Source organism: Kosakonia sp. R1.Fl (assembly GCF_023516815.1).
Lineage (GTDB): Bacteria > Pseudomonadota > Gammaproteobacteria > Enterobacterales > Enterobacteriaceae > Kosakonia.
On sequence record NZ_JAMGSQ010000001.1, the window covers coordinates 21,887 to 40,782 of the forward strand.

Consider the following 18,896-nt stretch of genomic DNA (forward strand, 5'->3'; position numbering starts at 1 on the left):
GCCCGGTCATAAATTAGAAAAGAACGTTATTGGTTGAAGTGTTTGTCATAAGGCAAGCTGTGACGACACCCAAATGTGAGGAAAAGAAAATGCGCTGTTGTTGCCCCCGAACCCTGAGCCAGAACCGACATCTTTTTAACGTCCCCGGAGACCACAATGACCGCGACAACACTGCCTATTCTCGATCTCGCCCGCTATACGCAACGCGCTGAGCGCGACACCTTTCTTGCCGAGCTGCGCCATGCCGCGCGCGATATCGGCTTCTTTTACCTTATTAACCACGGCGTCGATGACGCGCTACAGCAGGCTGTCCAGCACGAAGCCCGGCAATTTTTCGCCCTTTCTGATGCGCAAAAACAGCAAGTGGCGATGATCCACTCTCCGCATTTTCGCGGTTACAACCGCGCGGCATCAGAAATCACCCGCGGGCAGCCTGACTGGCGTGAACAGTTTGATATTGGCGCGGAGCGCCCAGCCTTGCAGCTCAGTGAAGACGATCCGCGCTGGCGACGTTTACAAGGCCCAAACTTGTGGCCAGCGGCACAACCGACGCTAAAACCCGCCCTGCTTAACTGGCAACAGGCAATGACCAACATGGCGATCACCTTGCTGCGCGCCTTTGCCGAAGCACTGCACCTGCCAGCCAACGCCTTTGATGCGTTGTATGGCAGCAAGCCCAACGAGCACATCAAACTGATCCGCTATCCCGGCCAGCAAAACACGCAGAGCTCACAGGGCGTCGGCGCGCATAAAGATTCGGGTTTTCTCAGTTTCCTGCTGCAGGACGAGCAAAAAGGGTTGCAGGTCGAAATCGAACCCGGCCGCTGGGTAGATGCGTTACCGCTGCCAGGCAGCTTTGTAGTGAATATTGGCGAGTTGCTGGAGCTGGCGACAAACGGTTATCTGCGCGCCACCGTGCATCGCGTGGTATCGCCCCCGGCCGGCCAGCAGCGCCTCTCTATCGCCTTCTTCCTCGGCGCGCAACTGGATGCCGTCGTCCCGCTTTACACACTGCCACCTGAGTTGGCACAGGAAGCGCGCGGGCCAGAGAGCGACCCACAAAATCCGCTACTGCGCGACGTGGGATGGAACTACCTGAAAGGGCGTCTGCGCTCCCACCCGGATGTGGCGGAACGCTATTACCGCGATGTGCTGCGCGAACGCACAGAACAACTGATCGTCTAATAACAACACAGGAACACACATCATGAAACATGCCGCATTCGCTCTGGCAGGGGTCGCACTGTCTCTTTCACTGGCCTGGTCTTCCGCCCAGGCTGCCGCCCTGCGCGTTGCTGCCGATCCGGTACCGCACGCAGAAATTCTCAACTACATCAAAAAGATCGACCCAAAACTGGATCTGCAAGTTGTCGAGCTAACCAGTGGTGCTAACGCCAACGAACTGCTGGCGAACGGCGACGTCGATGCGAACTATTTCCAGCATGTTCCCTACCTGAAGGATCAGGAAAAAGCGCTGGGCAAAACCTTTGCGGTTGCCGCGACGGTCCATATCGAACCTCTCGGCATTTACTCGCACAAATATAAGGATTTCAAATCGCTGCCCAATAACGCCACCGTAGCCGTACCGAACAACGCCACCAACCTGAGTCGCGCGCTGTTTTTGTTGCAAGCTCAGGGATTAATAAAACTCAACAGTAAGTTCACCGACCCGGCAACTACGCTGGCAACGCCGAAAGATATTGCCGACAACCCAAAACATCTGAAGATCCTTGAGATCGAATCGCCGCAGATCCCACGCTCGCTGGATGATGTCGATCTGGCGGTGATTAACGGTAACTACGCATTGGAAGCCGGGTTAACGCCGGCAAAAGATGCGCTCGGCCTGGAGAGTGCAAGCCACAACCCGTATGCCAATATTCTGGTTACCAATCCGCAGTTGGCTAACGATCCGCGCATCAAAGAGCTGGCGAAGGATCTCACTTCGCCGCAGGTGGCTGAGTTTATCCGTAAGCAATATAACGGCTCGGTGATCCCGGTCGCGCCGCAGTCATGATAGAGATTGAAGGGCTGAGCAAAACCTATGCCGGAACAGGCCGACCGGCGCTGAAAGAGGTCTCGCTGAGCGTACCTAAGGGGGCGATTTACGGCATCCTGGGGCGCAGTGGCGCGGGCAAAAGCACGCTGATTCGCTGCCTTAACTTGCTGGAGCGGCCCACGGCGGGCCGCATTATTATCAACGGCAACGACATCACGCAGTTAGACAAAGCGGCATTGCGCGAGCATCGCCTGCGTACCGGCATGATTTTCCAGCACTTCAATTTATTACATGCGCGCACAGTGGCCGACAATATTGCCGTGCCGCTCGAAATCGCCGGCGTCGCAAAAGCGCAGCGCCAGGCGCGGGTCGAAGAGCTGCTCTGGCTGGTCGGGTTGAGTGAAAAAGCCGGTGCCTTTCCCTCGCAGCTTTCCGGCGGGCAAAAACAGCGCGTCGGAATCGCCCGTGCGCTGGCGACAAGGCCTGACGTACTGCTGTGCGATGAAGCCACCAGCGCGTTAGATCCCCAAACCACCGCGTCTGTGCTTGAGCTGCTGGCAGATATCAACCAGAAACTGAAGCTCACCATAGTGCTGATCACCCACGAGCTGGAAGTGGTGAAAACCCTGTGCGATCACGCCGCGCTGCTGGAAAACGGCGAGCTTATCGAGAGCGGAAAAATTGCTGATTTGCTGGTCGCGCCGTGGTCAAAACTGCGCCAGGCGCTACTGCACGATCCGAAAGCCGAACAGGCGTTTTTGGCTCGCCACGGTTTTAACGGGAGGCCATTATGCGTGGTCGCATGAGCTGGGACGATCTCTGGCCGCTGCTGCTTAACGGCACACTGGAGACGATTTATATGGTTGGGCTGGCGGCCTTTTTCACCGTACTGATCGGTTTGCCCGTCGGCGTTCTGTTATTTGTCTCGCGCGGCAACGGGCTGGCGCCAATGCCAAAACTGAATGCCTTGCTGGGTGCGGTGATTAACTTTGGCCGCTCACTGCCTTTTATTGTGCTGCTGATTGCGCTCATCCCTTTTACCCGCGCGCTGATTGGCACCACGCTTGGCAGCACGGCGGCCGTGGTGCCGGTGACCATCGGCGCATTTCCCTTCTTCGCACGGTTAACGGAAAACGCGCTCGATGAAGTGGATTACGGGCGTATTGAAGCCATTCTTTCGATGGGCGGTAATCTGTGGCATGTGATTGCCAAAGCGCTGCTACCGGAGGCGTTACCCACGCTGCTGGCGAGTATCACGCTTACTATCGTTATGCTGATTGGCTTCTCGTCGATGGCCGGCGTAATTGGCGGCGGCGGTCTTGGCGATTTGGCGATTCGTTATGGCTATCAGCGGTTTAACGATCAGGTCATGGTCGGCACGGTAGTGATTCTGGTGGCGCTGGTTCAGGGGGTACAAATGGCAGGCGACAGGCTGGTGCGCCGCCTGGCGCACCGACGATAAGGTTACTCTTGCGCCTCTTTGCCCACCAGCAAGGTGGTCAGCACAAACGACAGGACAAGCGCGATGATCACACCTGAAACCGCAAAGACAAAGTACGGGCCAATATAGGCCGGCAGGCTGAAAATGCTCGACAAAATATAGCCATACAGCCGCACGCCGAAGAAGGCGATGAACGCAGAGGCCAGCGAGCTTGCGACGGTGGCGGCGATAAAGGCTTTTTTATAGCGCGTCAGTACGCCAAACAGCGCCGGTTCCGTGATCCCCAGCAGCGCGGAGATAGCCGCCGACAGCGTAACGGTTTTGTCCTGGCGGTTTTTACTCAACCGCCAGATAGCAAACGTCGCCCCGGCAATCGCCATGTTTGCCATAAACATCATCGGCATCAGCATGTCGTAACCGCGCTCGCTAAAGTTCTGTAAGGCAATCGGCGTCATCGCGTGATGCATCCCGGTGAGGATCGCCACCGGGCGAATCGCGCCGACAATCAGCCCGGCAAAACTCGCCGACACGCCAAACAGCCCTTCAATAAACCACGCCAGCGCTTTGCCCAGGTAAATTCCAATCGGGCCAATCACCACCAGCGCCGCCAGCGCGCCAAGAAACAGCGTCAATGTTGGGGTAAAAACGGTTTTCAACACATCGGGCATGATGCTATCGACCCAGCGATGAATGTAACTTAACGCGAGGATCGAGAAGATAACCGGGATGACGCTGGCCGAATAGTTAAACACCGACACCGGCAGCGCGTTAAGCAGCCAGAATGCGCTGACCGCACCATCCTGATGAGCCGCCAGCGCTTTTGCCGCCTCTATCAGCGACGGGTACATCAGGCAAGCGGCAACCGCCGCCGCAAGGTATTCATTGGTCTTGAATATTTTTGCCGCCGAAACCGCAAGGAAAAACGGCAGAAAATAGAAAACACCGCTGGCGATGAGATCGATAACCATCACCGTATCGCTTTTCGCCGACACCACTTTTAGCGCAATCAACCCGGCCAGCAGCCCTTTGATCATCCCCGCGCCAGCGATAGCGGGCACAATCGGCCCAAACACGCCAGATACCGTATCCATAAACATCGACACCAGGCTTTTGCGCGCTTTCCCCTGTCCTGCCGCGTGTTCTGGTGCCTTACCCAGCATGGCCAGTAGTTGCTCGTACCAGCTATTCACTTTTGGACCAATCACAATCTGGAACTGGTCACTTTGCAGCTGTGCGCCCAGCACGCCCGGCAGTTTTTTAATTTCGTTCTGATCCACTTTGTCATCGTCGATCAGATCAAAACGTAAGCGTGTCATGCAGTGCCAGACGTTGTTGATATTATCCCGTCCGCCCACCAGGCGAATAATATTGCCAATGGCTTCTTGCGTCCCCATAAAAACTCCTGCCGGATGTGTTGTCGTTTTACTCATTGCCTCAAATGGTAGAGAAAGCCAAATTTTAAAACAAACCAATAAAATATGAATCGCATCACAATTACCAATCAACAAGCCATAAAAACACAACAAACCTTAAATTGGTTCGGTTTTTAATTAAAAAATAAAGCAATAACTGACCAAAAAATTTATTCCACAAAACAGTTTACCTTTCGCCAAAATTAAGGCGAAGATAATAGCCCTCACTTGCTTATCTCACGCTGTAAAGGAGTTCCCGTGACGCCCACGCTTATCCAGAGTATCGAATGTTTTATCACCCGGCCTGACCGCCACAACCTGGTGGTGGTGCGGGTGACAACCGATAAAGGCATCACGGGGCACGGTTGCGCCACGTTTCAGCAACGTCCGTTGGCGGTAAAAACCCTCGTCGATGAATATCTGAAACCCTTGTTGATTGGCCGTGATGCCAACCATATTGAAGATCTCTGGCAAATGATGAACGTCAACGCCTACTGGCGTAACGGCCCGATCATGAACAACGCCATCTCCGGCGTTGATATGGCGCTGTGGGATATCAAAGGTCAGTTGGCGGGTATGCCGCTGTACCAGTTGCTCGGCGGGAAATCACGGGATGCTATCGCTGCCTACAGCCATGCCAGTGGCGAAACGCTGGAAGAATTATTCACCGCCGTCGACAAGCTGGCGGCTCAGGGCTATCGCCATATTCGCTGCCAGCTCGGTTTTTACGGCGGTACGCCTGCGCAACTGCATACGCCGGAAAACGCCACGACCGGTGCCTATTTTGATCAGCAGGAGTACATGACCAACACCGTGGCGATGTTTAAAGCGTTGCGGGAAAAATATGGTTATCGCCTGCAGATCCTGCACGATGTCCACGAGCGCTTATTCCCGCAGCAGGCGGTGCAGCTGGCGAAGCAGCTTGAGCCGTATCAGCCGTATTTTATTGAAGATATTCTGCCGCCAGCACAAAGCGCATGGCTGGATCAGGTGCGCCAGCACAGCAGCGCGCCGCTGGCGATGGGTGAGTTGTTTAACAACCCGGCAGAGTGGCACGAGTTGATTGTCAATCGCCGCATCGATTTTATCCGCTGCCACATTTCGCAGATTGGCGGCATCACACCGGCATTAAAACTGGCGATTCTGTGCCAGGCATTCGGCGTACGGCTGGCCTGGCACGGGCCGGGAGATATGACGCCCATTGGTGTGGCGGTGAACACGCATCTCAATATTCACCTGCATAATGCGGCGATTCAGGAGTACATCCCCCGCTCCGCCGGCACAGACGCGGTGTTTCCTGGCGCGCCGGAAGTCAAAGATGGATTCGTTTACGCGCCGGAAAAACCGGGCATTGGCGTGCAATTTGACGAGCAGCAAGCGCTGGCGCACCCTGGCATCTATCGCCCGCATGAGTGGACGCAAAGCCGCCTTGCCGACGGCACCATCCACACGCCGTAACGTCAGCCACCACCCTGGCGGAAGGTGAGGTTTTCGCGGTTATGCGGAATGACATACGTACAGGTGTAGTTGATATCAATAATGTCGCTGATCTCGTACACCTGCCCGCCTTCCAGGATGCCGCGGTTACTGATGTGCATTGCCGGGCTGCCCTTTTTACAGCCCAACAGCACCGCCTGTTCGCGGCTCACGCTGACCGCCCGGTAGGTGGTCAGCAGATGTGAAATCCGGTAGCCTTTGCCCAGCACATACTGCTGGATCGAGCGTTCAATGACCTGCTGGTTGAGATCGGCAAACCCTTCCACCGGCATGCGGGAAATCTCAATCTGTACCGCTTGTTCGTCGACAAACCGCAAGCGGCAAAACTGCCAGATAAAGCTCTCCTCATTCAGGCCAAAGATCTGCTGTTCATCGCGATCCGGGCGCTTTTTATGCAGGCTAATCATGCGAAAACGAATCTGATCAAAACGCTTTTCGGTGATGGAGTTGTAAACCAGCGGATTGCTGCGCGCCTGCTCGTTAATCCAGATGCCGGAACCCTGCACAATATTCACCACACCAATACTGGCAAGTTTTTCCAGTGCCTGTCGGATGGTAAAGCGCGAGACGCCGTACTCCTCGGCCAGTTGGCGTTCAGGTGGGAGTTTGCGCGGGCCAGGCGCGCTGATTTGATAAATTTTGCTTAGCAAATCCTGGGTCACAAACTCTTTTTTCTTCATCCTTTCTTTCCTGAAAGAAAACAATCGCTGCCGCGTGTTATAACATCAGCGGCTAAAAGATACTCCTCGTTTATCAGTATCAAAGAAGGATTTTTGATCATGACCAACCGACGACTGATGAGTCTTGCGACAGTTGCTCTGGTGCTCGCCATTTTCCTGCCGGTGAGTCTGAGTATCTGGATGAGTCACCGCCAGGCTGAAGAAAACTTTATGAATGATCTGGACACGTACTCTACTCTGGCAGAAATGCGTAGCCAACGCGTCATCAACCAGAGTAAAGCCGCGCTTCGTGAGCTGGATGCCTACGAGGGCGCGCCATGTACAGCAGAACATTTGTTGGCGATGCGGCGTATTTCTTATTCGTGGCGCTATGTGCGTGAAGTGCTGTATATCGATGGGCTGCAACCGCTCTGCTCATCACTGCAAGCCGACAGCCACATTCCACCTTTCCCCGAGCCTGGAAAAATCACCTCCGATGGTTTTCGCGCCTGGCTGACTCGCCACAACGATCTGGGGCTGGCGAAATATATGGTCGCGATCGGCAGCGCGCATTATGTGGTGATGGTCGATCCGACGTCGTTTATTGATATTTTGCCGCATGGCACTTCCCCCGTTTATATAGCGCTTATCAATACCAAAACGCACCAGCGCATTGCCGGAAGCCCCCGGCTGACTGCGGCCAGGCTGGCACAAATAAACCAGCAGGGTCCAACGCGCATCATGACCAATGGCGAGGTCTACCGGATCGAGCGCGATGCGGACATGGGGCTGGCAATTGTCACCTGGATGGCGATTGCGCCGCTGGAAAAAAACTGGCATCGGTTATTGATGGTTTGGTTGCCACTCGGTTTGCTGGTAAGCCTGCTGCTCGCTTTTGTCATGTTAAGGCTGCTGCGCCGTTTGCATTCACCGCGCGCGCAGTTGCAGGACGCCCTTCATGGACGCGAAATTACCGTGTTTTTTCAACCCATTGTCGAGCTCGATAACGGCAAGATAGTCGGCGCTGAGGCGCTGGCACGCTGGCGGCAGAAAGATGGCAGTTACCTTGCGCCAGATATTTTTATTCCCCTGGCGGTACACAGCGGCCTGATGCCACAGCTGACAAAATTGGTGATCGAAACCGTGTTTTCCACCCTCGGATCCTGGCTGCGTCAACACCCGGATCAGCATATTTCGATTAACCTTGAGCCTGCTGATCTGCTTGATCCCACCCTGCCGGATCTGCTGGCGCGTTTGATCGCGCACTGGCAACTCTCGCCAACACAAATCGCCCTTGAACTCACCGAACGCGGTTTCGCCGATCCGGCGGTGAGTGGCCCGGCAATCAGTGCGCTACGCGCCGCCGGACACGCAATTTACATTGATGACTTTGGCACCGGCTATTGCAGCCTGAGCTACCTGCAAAATCTGGATGTCGACATCATCAAAATCGACAAATCGTTTGTTGATGCGCTGGAGTACAAAGCCGTGACGCCGCACATCATCGATATGGCGAAAGCGCTCAGGCTGGCGATGGTGGCGGAAGGCATTGAAACCGAAGGCCAGCTTCAGTGGCTAAAGAAGTATGGCGTGGAATACGGCCAGGGCTGGCTCTACAGCAAAGCGCTGCCGCCTGACGCGTTTATTCAATGGGCGGAAAATAACCTGCGCGCCGCCTAGTTTTGCTACTGTTAAAAGTGGTTTAACACGCGGAGGAAGCATGATGAAAAAGCAATCCTGGCCGCTGCATGATGTCCGGCACTGGCTGGAACCCGGCCCGGTGGTACTGCTCAGCAGCCACTGGCAAGGGCAAAACAATATTATGACCCTGGGCTGGCACACGATTCTGGAGTTTACGCCGTCGCTGGTGGGCTGCATGATTTCAGCGGGAAACGCCAGTTTTGCGCGCATTCGCCAGAGCGGTGAATGTGTAATTAATCTGCCGGAAGCCAGCATGATTGATACCGTTTCACGCATCGGTAACTGCACCGGCGATGACGTCGACAAGTTCGCGAAATTTGGCCTGACGGCAGAAAAGAGCGACAAGGTCAGTGCGCCGTCGATAAAAGAGTGTTTCGGGCAGTTCGAGTGTCGTCTCTACGATGACGCAATGGTGGATAACCATAACTTCTTTATTTTTGAAGTGGTTGCTGCGCGGGTTAACCCCCAGCCGGCGTGGCCGCAAACCCTGCACTATGTCGGTGGGGGCGTATTCCGTACTGATGGCGACGTGCTGGAGCGCAAGGCACTGTTTACCAAAGTTTCCTGAGCGGCCACTTATTCGTCAAGAATGGGAACGAAGCCCCCGTAAATCAAACGCTTGCCGTCAAAGGGCATCTCGTTGCCCAGCTCGCGCATCCGCGGGTCAGCCATGATTTTCTGATTCGCGGCGTCGCGTATCTCTTTTGACGGGTATTCAATCCAGCTGAAGACGACCTCTTCGTTGTCTTCAGCTTTCACGGCCATGCGAAAGTCGGTGAAATTACCATCGGGAACATCGTCCGCCCAGCATTCGACAATCCGCGTGGCGCCAAACTCTTTAAACAGCGCGACAGACTTCGCCGCTAACTGGCGGTAGGCCTCTTTTTTATCCGCCGGTACGGCAACCACAAAACCATCGACATACTTCATGAGTTGACCTCCGAAGTGGCCGTGCGGCGGGACAGCCCCGCCGCATCAGGCCCGATAAGTTTAGTCTTGCCGCCAGCAAAAGGCGTAACGCACCTTGTCCGTGTTGAGAATAAACTCCGCCGACACACTTGGGCTCCAGGAGTCATCGCCGCCAACGCCCATATGGAACGCATCGACATGCAACCAGCAACCTGCCTCTTCACGCAGTAAATGGTGATGCGTGGTTTCGCGCAGTTGCTTATCGCTGTATCGCCCCAGCGAGAAGTGGAAATCGCCGTCCAGTCGATGCGCGCCATAGCGCAACATGCGCGTATCGCAACGCAGACCATTCTCGCCGGGGAAAATATAGGGCGTATGCAGCGCGGCAAGCGGCAATGTCCACAATCCCTGGCGTGCTGCCAGTTTACGGTCGGGGTAGTTTTCATACGGCCCTAAGCCTAGCCAGCTTGCCTGTGCATGGTGTTCTGCGAGCTGACAAACCAGGCCGACACGCGCCGGTGGCGGAATATCGGTTGCCACCTGTACCTCCACGTCACCGTGCAATACACCGTGGCTATCAATGCGCCAGCGCTTGTGGCTGATAAAAGCCGTTTTCCCCGCGCCCACCCAGCAATGGCCCGTATAAATAACGACTTCAGCCGCCCCCTCTTCCGCCTCGCAATAGAGCAACTGCGCGTGCAGGTCATACATGCCAGCCGCTTTCCAGCGCTCAACCCAGGCATTGGGATCAATGCGCGTCACTTCGCTGATGCCGATATCGTTGTCCAGCGGCGCGCGGGCAAAGCAGTCCGTGAGCGGCGTTAACAGCGTCGGTTGCTCATCGCGCCACCACTGCACCAGGTGACCGCTTTGGCGACAGAACCGCCAGCGCTGATGATCGGCGCTGACTGTGTAATCCAGCTCGCTCGTCTGCAACGCCGGACGCATACCTTTAACCTCACGCGGCGCACTATACAGCGGGGCAGGTAAACGCCACTGATCCCACGCGCAAAGGTGTTCCGCCGCCGACCAGCGCGTTGCCGCACGCTGGTAAACCTCGACATTCAGCCACACTTCCCCCGGCGCCGCATGCAGTTCAGGGAGCGTGAGCGCAATTTTCTGTTTTCCTTGCGGCGCGATATCGAGTGCCGTTTCTCCCTGCGCCAGTACCTCGCCATCTCGCTCCACGCGCCAGCGCAGGAACTCGTTATCGGCAGCGCGGAACAGGTATTCACTCTCCACCTCAATAACCAACGGCTGCGTACTTAGCAGGCTGAACTGGAAAAATTGCTGGGCGCGCTGCGCTTCATACAACGCCGGATGCGGTGTTCTGTCCGGGAAAACCAGCCCATTCATACAGAACTGTCGGTCATTTGGCGTATCGCCAAAGTCACCTCCATACGCCCAGAACGGTTGCCCGTTCTCGTCCTTTTTCGTTAGCGCCTGGTCGACCCAGTCCCAGACAAAACCGCCCTGCAAGCGCGGAGCGGCGCGAAAGGCCTGCCAGTATTTGGCAAAGCCGCCGAAGCTGTTGCCCATCGCGTGGGCGTATTCACATAAAATCAGCGGGCGGTTTTCATCCGGCAAACCGATCCACTTTTTGATTGACCATTTCGGCACCGCCGGGAATGGCTGATCCTGGTCAACGCGTGCATACATCGGGCAAACAATATCGGTTGCGGCGGTGTTCGCCCCGCCACCTTCATACTGCACCGGGCGCGTCGGATCGGTGGTTTTCAGCCAGCGATACAGCGCATCGTGGTTCGCGCCATGCCCAGACTCATTTCCCAGCGACCAGATGATGATCGATGGATGGTTACGATCGCGTTGCACCATGCGGGTCACGCGTTCGCTCATCGCCGAAAACCAGAGCGGATCGTCTGCGAGACGGCTCATCGGTACCATACCGTGGGTTTCGATATTGGCTTCATCCACCACATATAAACCGTACTCATCGCACAGCTGATACCACAACGGATGATTGGGATAGTGAGAGCAGCGCACCGCATTAAAGTTATGCTGTTTCATTAGCTCAATGTCGCGACGCATGGTGGCTTCATCTATCGCCTGCCCGTTTTCCGGGTGGTGCTCGTGGCGGTTAACGCCACGGATCAGCAACGGTTTTCCATTAAGTTTCAGCAAGCCGTTGCTGATTTCAATCTGGCGGAACCCGACATTACAGGCTTCCACCTCCAGGACATTTCCCTGCGCATCGAGCAGTGTGAGCGTCAGGCGATAAAGATGCGGCGTTTCGGCGCTCCACAACAATGGAGAAGCGACCGGCAACGTGACGTTCAGGCGCTCCGCCCAACATCCGCGCTCATCAACCACTGCGCTGCCCGGCGTTTGTTGTACTTCGGCAACTTTCTCTTCCCCTCGCCATAACGCAAAAGCGACGCGGCAATCGGTAAAATCGCCTGCAAGCCGGGCATTAACCTGCAACTGCCCGTGAGTCAGTTCCGCATTTAACTGCGTAACGTGGTGAAAGTCGGCAATGTGCGTGACGGGCTTACGCTGTAGAGAAACGTCACGGAAAATGCCGCTCATCCGCCACATATCCTGATCTTCCAGGTAACTGCCATCGCACCAGCGCAACACCATCACCGCCAGCCGGTTCTCTCCGACCTTCAGCGCCTGACTTAAATCAAACTCAGCAGGCAGGCGGCTGTCCTGTGAGTAGCCAATCCATTGCCCGTTACACCACAGATAAAAAGCCGAGTTCACACCGTCAAAAACAATACGGGTTTGCCCGTGCGCCAGTTCTGATTCGCTCACCTTGAATGTGAGCGAGTAACAACCGGTCGGGTTTTGTTGTGGTACAAACGGAGGATTTACCGGAATCGGATAAGTAACATTGGTATAAATCGGCGTATCGAAACCCTGCATCTGCCAGTTTGAAGGGACTGGCATTGCTACCGCATCGGCACAATCTTCTTCGATCCACCCCGCCGGCACCGCTTCAGGTGCAGCGAAAAAACTGAATTGCCATTGACCGTTCAGTAAGCGGCGTGCGGGCGATGGCGTGTTGTCGCGCGCAGAGACTTCATCGCGCCAGCTACGCATCGGCGCATGCGCGGGTAAACGGTGCCAGTGCGTGAGGACCGGGTTCTCCCAGTCGCGGCGGGAGAGAATCGAATTTAACGCGGAAGCAGACATAAAAACCTCATTTTGCGAAGCGCTCACAATCAAAGGCACAATGACGCATTTTTCACCACAGGTAAAGCCGGTAGCAGGATCAAAGCGAAGGGGATCACAAAAGTGTTAACGGCGATCCAGCATCGCAACCTGCTGCGCCAGTTCGTTTAAGCGTCTGGCAAGGATTTCACCACTCAGTTTCTGTTGCCGGGCTGGCGCAGTGGAGTGGCGTTCGATGAGCATCACCGGCAGCCGCGTTTGACCTGTGACATCGCCCCGAGCTGACGGGCTGAGTAGCCAGTCGACGCTTCGCTCCCCGGCCTCTTTAAATGCCTGACGGATAGTAGTGAGCGGCGGAGAAAACCAGGCGCTGTCGGCGGTATCGTCATAACCCACCACCGAGATCTGCGCCGGCACATCAATCCCTTTCTCGACGCAGGCGCGGATAACGCCAAGCGCCATTTGATCATTTGCCACCAGCATCGCGTCGGGTAACTGGCTGCCCGCAAGCAAACTGTGCGCTTTTTCATAACCGGAAGCCGCGCTCCAGTCACCGTGCGCGCTGGCACAAGGCGTAAGCCCCGCCTGCTGGAGCGCCGTCAGCCAGCCAGCAAAACGGGTACGCGCGGAAACCGAAGTCTGCGGCCCGCCGAGTAACGCAATCTGACGGTGCCCCTGTGCCAGCAAATGTTCTACGCCAAGCCGCGCACCTTGCATGGCATCAAACACCAGGCTGTTCACCGCCGCCGTCTCGCCAACATCCAGAAACAACACGGGTGTGGGAGCCGCCTGCGCCGCGAGTTGCTGCGCCAGCGCATCATCAAGCGGCACGTTGATCAACACGCCCTCAACGCGCTGCGCCAGCAGCTCCTGTAAAGCGGCGGTGCAACTGGCTGCATCGTGCTGCTCCAGCATAGAGATGATCACACTGGCAGCAGCCTGCCCGGCGCGGGATTTTACCGCCGACGCGATTTGCGATGGCGCATGCAACGCCAGATCGGTCGTCAACAAACCGAGCGTTTTCGTGCGTTTACCTGCCAGTTGCTGAGCACCACGATTGGGGATGTAATGCAGCTCCGCCATCGCGGCGAGCACTTTCTCACGCGTTCTTGTAGAGACATGCGCCGCATCGTTAATCACGCGCGAAACGGTCTGGTAAGAGACGCCCGCATGGCTGGCGACATCATAAAGAGTGATGGTTTTCATAGCGCTTCCCGGCTGCAAACAGTTTTCCAGTATACCCGGTTTGCAGGTCAGTGCCTGTGAGCGCTTCGGAGAAAAAACCAGACGGGACTAAATACAATCGAAGAATAATTTGCGGGAAAAGAAATAGCGACGAGCCACAAAGGCTCGTCGGAAACATCATCCGTAATGTGCATTTGAGATGGTTACGTATTTTTATTATGAAACCACCATCACATTTTTTAATGCAATTAAAATGACAGTTTCATGACAAATACATTACTGCTGGCGTGGAATTGGAAAGCCTTTTATCGAAATAATAAAGCTGTGCCCTTCTTTTTTAATTTTCGCTCCGGCGTCACACCAGTCTGATGCGATGCGAAAAAACTCATCACTTCCGATATTCCAGTCCAGACGAACTTGTTTGACAAAACCTGAGCGTAGCAGCTCACAGGCCTCGCCATAGTTGCTGGCGGTTGATAGCAGTTGTTGGTTCATTTTTTCTTCTTCAGAAGTTTACGTAACGCTTTAATTTCTTTAGGAGTTAACGGAGTAGAACTCTCTTCTTCGGTATGCTGGTTATCAATGTCGTCTTCCGATACTCCCGCCTCTTCCGCAGCCTGAAAAGCCAGCAGCAACAGCTTTTCTGTCGCGGTACCGAGATTTTCACTATTTACTTCTGCGTAATGACGAAGTTTCTCTTTTAGCGCTTCATCAATTTTGACGTTTAATACAGCACTGGCCATGATTATCCCTTCTTGTGTGAATAAACATGCTAATTAATACACGAACTTATGGAAGTGATCCAGAAATATATTTCAGAATTATAACAACTTAAAAAAACCCTAGATTAATCTGCCTAAGAATTATGACAAAAATATTAAATTAATATGTCATTTAAATGACAAATAAACCTGCATAAATAAATATATCGACACTGAAATTTAAATAACCTGCCAGCCTCCTGCGGCTGACAGGTTTCAGCGGTGAAAATTATTCCATTCGTCTCGCGTTATCTCCCAAAGCTCGGTGTCCAGTTCTCCGGAGACGTATTGCCCTTTCTCGCAGCGAACCAGCCGCATTCCGCTACGTTCAGAAATCTTTTTCGAACGCGCATTCGCCACGGCTTTCGGTGCGCGCAGCACATCGCGATCGAGCACATTAAACCAGTAATCATTCACCGCATGACAAGCTTCCGTCATATAACCCTGCCCTTGCCACTCTGGTGCCAGCCAGAAACCCCGGTTATTATCTGGCGTATTCATTAAACAAATAACCCCCATTAATTCTGTCAGGTCTGCTTTGCGACGCAGCGTCCAAAACCAGCCCTCCCCTGCGCGGTTTGCCGCCAGCGCAACGTTATCGACATAATGCTGCGCAGCACCTTCCGGGTAGGGCCAGGGCACACTGGCAATCAGGTAGCGCACAATTTCCCAGCGCGGAAAAATACGCTGAATTTGCGTGGCATCTTCCGATGCCAGCGGCTTGAGAAGAAGTCTTGCGGTTTCGAGCTCGGGTGTTGTCATTGACCATACTCCTTTGCAACGCCAACAGATGTTGTTGCACCAGAATCCCCTGGCCGTTTTATAAAGTAAACCGCCCGTTTCACACCAAAATTGAGGGGATGAAACGTACCGCATTTAATACACAGTTATAGCGCGGGCTCGCTTTGTGGCTCAGGTTTTAGCGTCGGTTTCTGACGAAACCACGGCAGGCAAAGCTGGATCAACGGGCCAATTGCCAGTGCGTAAACCACCGTACCCACGCCGACAGTTCCCCCCAGCAGCCAGCCGATAAACAGCACAGAAACTTCAATCGCCGTGCGGATAGTCCGCACCGACCAGCCCGTGCGCGCATGAATACCGGTCATTAACCCATCGCGCGGCCCGGCACCAAACCCCGCGCCAATATACATTCCGGTCGCGATGGCATTCACCACCACGGCGCAAATCAGTAAGGTGCCGCGAGCCACCAGCGAATCCAGCACCGGCATCAGCGACAATGCGGCATCGGCGGCAAGGCCTAATACAATGACGTTACTTATCGTTCCCAATCCGGGCCGCTGGCGCAGCGGGATCCACAATAGCAGCACCAGCGCACCGGTCACGATCATCACCGTACCAATATCCAGCGATAGCAATTTCATTATGCCTAAATGAAAGACGTTCCATGGGTCCGCGCCCAGATCCGCGCGTACAAACATGGCGGTAGAAACGCCGTACAGCACCAGGCCTATATAAAGTTGAATTAATCGACGCAGCATTATTTTTCTCCGGTTGTTCAGACTTTCATCTTTACCGGAAATGGCCTTATTATTAATGTCCAGTTTTAAAATAGTGGACTGTATATGTCATCACGCCGCCTGGGTAGCCACTCTTTACACCGTCTGTTGGGACACTGGCAACAACCCGCTTCGCGTACGCCGTTATGGCGACAACTTGCCGACGCGCTGCGCCTGCTGATCCTTGATGGCAGACTGGCAATTGAGACACGCCTTCCCGGAGAGCGTGAACTGGCCTCAATGCTTGAGATCAGCCGCACAACGGTTGCCAGCGCACTGGCACACTTGCGTGATGAAGGTTATCTGGAGAGCCGCCACGGCAGTGGATCGCGCGTGATTCTGCCCGATAGCCGCGCGATACCCACGCTAAGCACGGCGGGCACAGCACTCGATCTCTCCACTGCCGCGCTCAGCGCTGGCCCGGAAATTCACCAGGCTTATACCCACGCGCTGGCGGCCATTCCGCCCTATCTTTCCCGCACCGGTTACGGGCAACTAGGTGTGCAGGCGCTGCGCGAAGCGATTGCCACACGATACACCGCCCGCGGCTTACCCACGCATGCTGATGAAGTGATGGTGGTCAATGGCGCGCTCAGCGGGCTGGCGCTGGTTCTGCGTATGCTGACCGGCCCAGGCGATCGCGTGGTGGTCGATCATCCGACCTATCCGCTGGCGATTGCCGCCATTCAGGGAGCCTCGTGCAGGCCGGTTGGCGTTTCTTTACCGCAAACAGGCTGGGACACCGACGGTTTCGCCGCGACGCTGGCGCAGACCGCGCCACGGCTGGCCTACCTGATGCCCGATTTTCATAACCCGACCGGTCGCTGCATGGATAACACCACGCGGCAGACCATCGTTAGCGTTGCCACGCATGCGCGTACCACTCTGTTAGTCGACGAAACGATGGTTGATTTGTGGTACGAGTCTCCGCCGCCACCGCCAATGGCAACGTTTGATAGTAGCAGCACGGTCATTACGCTCGGTTCGGCGGGTAAAACGTTCTGGGGTGGGCTGCGTTTAGGTTGGATCCGCGCCACATCGCGGACCATTGCTACGCTGGTGCAGACGCGCGATACGCTGGAACTCGGCTCACCACTGCTGGAACAACTGGCAACACTGTGGTTGATGGAGAATGCAGAAACTTTCCTGCCCGCGCGTCGTGACATGCTCAAAGCACGACGCGATCGCTGTGCGGCCCTGCTGCGGGAACATTTCCCCGACTGGCGTTTCTCACTGCCGGAAGGCGGCCTCTCTTTCTGGATAGAGCTGCCCGATATGCTGGCAACGCAGTTTGCCGCCCGTGCAGAAACGATTGGTATCCATCTCGGCGCTGGCCCGCGTTTTGGGCTGACGGGAGCGTTTGAGCGCTATTTGCGCATCCCTTTCGCGCTGGATTCCAGTGAGCTGGAAAATGCACTGCTGCGACTGAAACCGTTGTGGCTGGCGCTTCGCGAAACGCAAGCGCCATTAAAACGTAGCGTGGTGTAAAACTCAGGCCGCAGGCGGTGTCAGCGGTTTTATCGACTGGCTGTTAACCCAGCCAGTGGTGCTTTTTCCTGACTCGCTAATAAACTGGATCTGTGTCCAGCCTTTCCCGGTTTTCAACACACCGACAACATCATCTTTGACAATCCACGCCTTGCGCCGCGTGCTGACATCCGGTGTGCTGCTGAGATAAACCCGCTCATCAACCACTTCGGCGAGAGAAACCCACTGTGTCGACTGGGTTTTACTCAGTGCAATCCCCTCGTTGATTTGCGGCACCATCACATTCATGCAGCCGTCATGGTTTTGCCCGTTCGCAATCTTCAATGTCACGCCGTCCGCCGTGGCAGAAAGATGTCCCGGCAGCACATCAGAAGACCAGCTGGATATTTCCGCTTCCCCGTTCGGGGAGACGTTACCCGCCAGCGCAAACGCGCAGTTTCGCGTCACGCCAACCCCCATTGTTTCAGAGTAGTAGCCCGTGACCTGCCCGGAGGGTGATACCGCCAGTTGCAGCTCTTCATAAACTCCCGACTGCAATGTGGCGGCAAAAGGTGCTGTCGATACCGATAACGTCACTGCCAATACGATGTTGCGCATACTCCCTGCCCTTTTATCAGAATTATTTTTGCGGCTACAGCGTACCGTTTCTGCATAAAAACATCACCAGTGAACCCACGCGTTTTCCCCCACCAAAAAAGGTAAAAAAGGCTAAGGTTGAAAGACCCGTTTGATTTGCCTTGATGAGGAAAACGATGGCGGAAAAATTAATGGCGCAGTGTCACTGCGGCGCGGTGGCGTTTTCTGTGCAGCTTTCGGACGGTTTTAACACCGTGCGACGCTGTAATTGCTCTTTTTGCCGAATGCGCGGTGCAGTTGTCGTGTCGGCCCCGCTCTCGGGCATTGAGGTTATTAAAGGCAAGGATAAATTGACCGAATATCGCTTTAACACCGGAACAGCTGTGCACTATTTTTGCTCGATTTGCGGTATCTACACCTTCCATCAGCGGCGCTCAAACCCGGATCAGTATGGTGTCAATGTGGCCTGTATTGCTGGCGTTTCGCCCTTCGATTTTGCGCAAATTCCGGTTTCAGAAGGTATTCATCATCCTTCGGATGGCGGAAAAGATGGCATTGCGGGGTATTTGCGTTATTCACGCGGGTGAGAAAAACAAAAGGAAGCAGAATTGGGTGGGGG

The 18,896-nt window shown here is 55.0% G+C and carries 19 protein-coding genes; 9 read left to right on the plus strand and 10 right to left on the minus strand.

What is annotated here, in order from left to right; genetic code table 11:
• Positions 1-156 precede the first annotated feature (156 nt).
• The 4 genes from M8Q36_RS00115 to M8Q36_RS00130 are packed head-to-tail and all read left to right on the plus strand — an operon-like array spanning position 157 to position 3,458.
• Positions 157-1,185, plus strand: coding sequence for an isopenicillin N synthase family dioxygenase (locus M8Q36_RS00115; RefSeq protein ID WP_249879628.1), 1,029 nt, complete (start codon positions 157-159; stop codon positions 1,183-1,185).
• A 22-nt stretch (positions 1,186-1,207) separates the two neighbouring features.
• Entirely contained in the window at positions 1,208-2,014 is an 807-nt protein-coding gene (locus M8Q36_RS00120) for a MetQ/NlpA family ABC transporter substrate-binding protein (protein ID WP_249879629.1), read from the plus strand.
• On the plus strand, positions 2,011-2,802 hold the full coding sequence (locus M8Q36_RS00125; RefSeq protein WP_249879630.1) for a methionine ABC transporter ATP-binding protein: 792 nt from the start codon (positions 2,011-2,013) through the stop codon (positions 2,800-2,802). Before M8Q36_RS00120 ends, M8Q36_RS00125 begins: the two co-directional genes overlap by 4 nt.
• Complete coding sequence (locus M8Q36_RS00130; RefSeq protein WP_165501864.1) at positions 2,799-3,458, plus strand: methionine ABC transporter permease; 660 nt, start codon at positions 2,799-2,801, stop codon at positions 3,456-3,458. Before M8Q36_RS00125 ends, M8Q36_RS00130 begins: the two co-directional genes overlap by 4 nt.
• Before the next feature lie 2 nt (positions 3,459-3,460).
• Here M8Q36_RS00130 and M8Q36_RS00135 read toward each other — a convergent pair whose 3' ends face one another.
• Positions 3,461-4,831 (minus strand): PTS transporter subunit EIIC, encoded by a 1,371-nt coding sequence (locus M8Q36_RS00135; protein ID WP_249879631.1) that lies wholly within the window; start codon positions 4,829-4,831, stop codon positions 3,461-3,463.
• 276 nt (positions 4,832-5,107) lie between these two features.
• On the opposite strand from M8Q36_RS00135, the gene M8Q36_RS00140 reads away from it, so the two are divergent.
• Positions 5,108-6,307 (plus strand): enolase C-terminal domain-like protein, encoded by a 1,200-nt coding sequence (locus M8Q36_RS00140; protein ID WP_249879632.1) that lies wholly within the window; start codon positions 5,108-5,110, stop codon positions 6,305-6,307.
• Between the two features lie 2 nt (positions 6,308-6,309).
• Here the strand turns inward: M8Q36_RS00140 and M8Q36_RS00145 are convergent, their stop codons facing one another.
• The gene (locus M8Q36_RS00145) at positions 6,310-7,026 is read right to left on the minus strand and encodes a GntR family transcriptional regulator (protein WP_249879633.1); all 717 of its coding nucleotides are present in this window, start codon (positions 7,024-7,026) and stop codon (positions 6,310-6,312) included.
• Between the two features lie 99 nt (positions 7,027-7,125).
• Here M8Q36_RS00145 and pdeB point away from each other — a divergent pair, with 99 nt between their 5' ends.
• Together pdeB and M8Q36_RS00155 are read left to right on the plus strand one after the other, a co-directional pair.
• A complete protein-coding gene (pdeB, locus tag M8Q36_RS00150) occupies positions 7,126-8,685 on the plus strand; it encodes a cyclic di-3',5'-guanosine monophosphate phosphodiesterase PdeB (protein WP_249879634.1) in 1,560 nt (519 codons plus the stop codon).
• A 43-nt stretch (positions 8,686-8,728) separates the two neighbouring features.
• Complete coding sequence (locus M8Q36_RS00155; protein ID WP_249882694.1) at positions 8,729-9,274, plus strand: flavin reductase family protein; 546 nt, start codon at positions 8,729-8,731, stop codon at positions 9,272-9,274.
• 8 nt (positions 9,275-9,282) lie between these two features.
• On the opposite strand, the gene M8Q36_RS00160 is transcribed toward M8Q36_RS00155, so the two are convergent.
• The 7 genes from M8Q36_RS00160 to yczE form a co-directional block, all read right to left on the minus strand.
• Positions 9,283-9,636: a DUF1428 domain-containing protein gene (locus tag M8Q36_RS00160; protein ID WP_249879635.1), complete on the minus strand. Its 354-nt coding sequence runs from the start codon at positions 9,634-9,636 to the stop codon at positions 9,283-9,285.
• A gap of 60 nt (positions 9,637-9,696) precedes the next feature.
• Positions 9,697-12,771: a beta-galactosidase gene (locus M8Q36_RS00165; protein WP_249879636.1), complete on the minus strand. Its 3,075-nt coding sequence runs from the start codon at positions 12,769-12,771 to the stop codon at positions 9,697-9,699.
• A gap of 105 nt (positions 12,772-12,876) precedes the next feature.
• Positions 12,877-13,956 carry a LacI family DNA-binding transcriptional regulator gene (locus tag M8Q36_RS00170; RefSeq protein WP_249879637.1) on the minus strand — a complete coding sequence of 360 codons (1,080 nt, stop codon included), beginning with the start codon at positions 13,954-13,956 and terminating at the stop codon, positions 12,877-12,879.
• Positions 13,957-14,211: 255 nt separating this feature from the next.
• On the minus strand, positions 14,212-14,430 hold the full coding sequence (locus M8Q36_RS00175) for a hypothetical protein (RefSeq protein WP_020456790.1): 219 nt from the start codon (positions 14,428-14,430) through the stop codon (positions 14,212-14,214).
• Complete coding sequence (locus M8Q36_RS00180) at positions 14,427-14,678, minus strand: hypothetical protein (protein WP_017459970.1); 252 nt, start codon at positions 14,676-14,678, stop codon at positions 14,427-14,429. Before M8Q36_RS00180 ends, M8Q36_RS00175 begins: the two co-directional genes overlap by 4 nt.
• A gap of 234 nt (positions 14,679-14,912) precedes the next feature.
• The gene (locus M8Q36_RS00185; RefSeq protein ID WP_249879638.1) at positions 14,913-15,458 is read right to left on the minus strand and encodes a GNAT family N-acetyltransferase; all 546 of its coding nucleotides are present in this window, start codon (positions 15,456-15,458) and stop codon (positions 14,913-14,915) included.
• Between the two features lie 125 nt (positions 15,459-15,583).
• Entirely contained in the window at positions 15,584-16,195 is a 612-nt protein-coding gene (gene yczE / locus M8Q36_RS00190; RefSeq protein ID WP_249879639.1) for a membrane protein YczE, read from the minus strand.
• A gap of 84 nt (positions 16,196-16,279) precedes the next feature.
• Between yczE and yczR the strand changes: the two genes are divergently transcribed.
• Positions 16,280-17,701, plus strand: a complete 1,422-nt coding sequence (gene yczR, locus M8Q36_RS00195; RefSeq protein ID WP_249879640.1) for a MocR-like transcription factor YczR — start codon at positions 16,280-16,282, stop codon at positions 17,699-17,701.
• A gap of 3 nt (positions 17,702-17,704) precedes the next feature.
• On the opposite strand, the gene M8Q36_RS00200 is transcribed toward yczR, so the two are convergent.
• Complete coding sequence (locus M8Q36_RS00200) at positions 17,705-18,298, minus strand: hypothetical protein (protein ID WP_065369160.1); 594 nt, start codon at positions 18,296-18,298, stop codon at positions 17,705-17,707.
• 155 nt (positions 18,299-18,453) lie between these two features.
• Here M8Q36_RS00200 and M8Q36_RS00205 point away from each other — a divergent pair, with 155 nt between their 5' ends.
• Positions 18,454-18,864, plus strand: coding sequence for a GFA family protein (locus tag M8Q36_RS00205; protein ID WP_249879641.1), 411 nt, complete (start codon positions 18,454-18,456; stop codon positions 18,862-18,864).
• Positions 18,865-18,896: the final 32 nt, after the last annotated feature.

Excerpts from the sequence above, each read along its gene's own strand:
- M8Q36_RS00185 (WP_249879638.1), bottom strand. The coding sequence starts at position 15,458 with ATGACAACACCCGAGCTCGAAACCGCAAGACTTCTTCTCAAGCCGCTG.
- M8Q36_RS00160 (WP_249879635.1), bottom strand. The coding sequence starts at position 9,636 with ATGAAGTATGTCGATGGTTTTGTGGTTGCCGTACCGGCGGATAAAAAA.
- M8Q36_RS00125 (WP_249879630.1), top strand. The coding sequence starts at position 2,011 with ATGATAGAGATTGAAGGGCTGAGCAAAACCTATGCCGGAACAGGCCGA.
- M8Q36_RS00120 (WP_249879629.1), top strand. The coding sequence starts at position 1,208 with ATGAAACATGCCGCATTCGCTCTGGCAGGGGTCGCACTGTCTCTTTCA.
- M8Q36_RS00170 (WP_249879637.1), bottom strand. The coding sequence starts at position 13,956 with ATGAAAACCATCACTCTTTATGATGTCGCCAGCCATGCGGGCGTCTCT.
- yczE (WP_249879639.1), bottom strand. The coding sequence starts at position 16,195 with ATGCTGCGTCGATTAATTCAACTTTATATAGGCCTGGTGCTGTACGGC.
- M8Q36_RS00165 (WP_249879636.1), bottom strand. The coding sequence starts at position 12,771 with ATGTCTGCTTCCGCGTTAAATTCGATTCTCTCCCGCCGCGACTGGGAG.
- M8Q36_RS00115 (WP_249879628.1), top strand. The coding sequence starts at position 157 with ATGACCGCGACAACACTGCCTATTCTCGATCTCGCCCGCTATACGCAA.
- M8Q36_RS00200 (WP_065369160.1), bottom strand. The coding sequence starts at position 18,298 with ATGCGCAACATCGTATTGGCAGTGACGTTATCGGTATCGACAGCACCT.
- M8Q36_RS00175 (WP_020456790.1), bottom strand. The coding sequence starts at position 14,430 with ATGAACCAACAACTGCTATCAACCGCCAGCAACTATGGCGAGGCCTGT.
- M8Q36_RS00145 (WP_249879633.1), bottom strand. The coding sequence starts at position 7,026 with ATGAAGAAAAAAGAGTTTGTGACCCAGGATTTGCTAAGCAAAATTTAT.
- M8Q36_RS00130 (WP_165501864.1), top strand. The coding sequence starts at position 2,799 with ATGAGCTGGGACGATCTCTGGCCGCTGCTGCTTAACGGCACACTGGAG.
- pdeB (WP_249879634.1), top strand. The coding sequence starts at position 7,126 with ATGACCAACCGACGACTGATGAGTCTTGCGACAGTTGCTCTGGTGCTC.
- M8Q36_RS00135 (WP_249879631.1), bottom strand. The coding sequence starts at position 4,831 with ATGGGGACGCAAGAAGCCATTGGCAATATTATTCGCCTGGTGGGCGGA.
- M8Q36_RS00205 (WP_249879641.1), top strand. The coding sequence starts at position 18,454 with ATGGCGGAAAAATTAATGGCGCAGTGTCACTGCGGCGCGGTGGCGTTT.
- M8Q36_RS00180 (WP_017459970.1), bottom strand. The coding sequence starts at position 14,678 with ATGGCCAGTGCTGTATTAAACGTCAAAATTGATGAAGCGCTAAAAGAG.
- yczR (WP_249879640.1), top strand. The coding sequence starts at position 16,280 with ATGTCATCACGCCGCCTGGGTAGCCACTCTTTACACCGTCTGTTGGGA.
- M8Q36_RS00155 (WP_249882694.1), top strand. The coding sequence starts at position 8,729 with ATGAAAAAGCAATCCTGGCCGCTGCATGATGTCCGGCACTGGCTGGAA.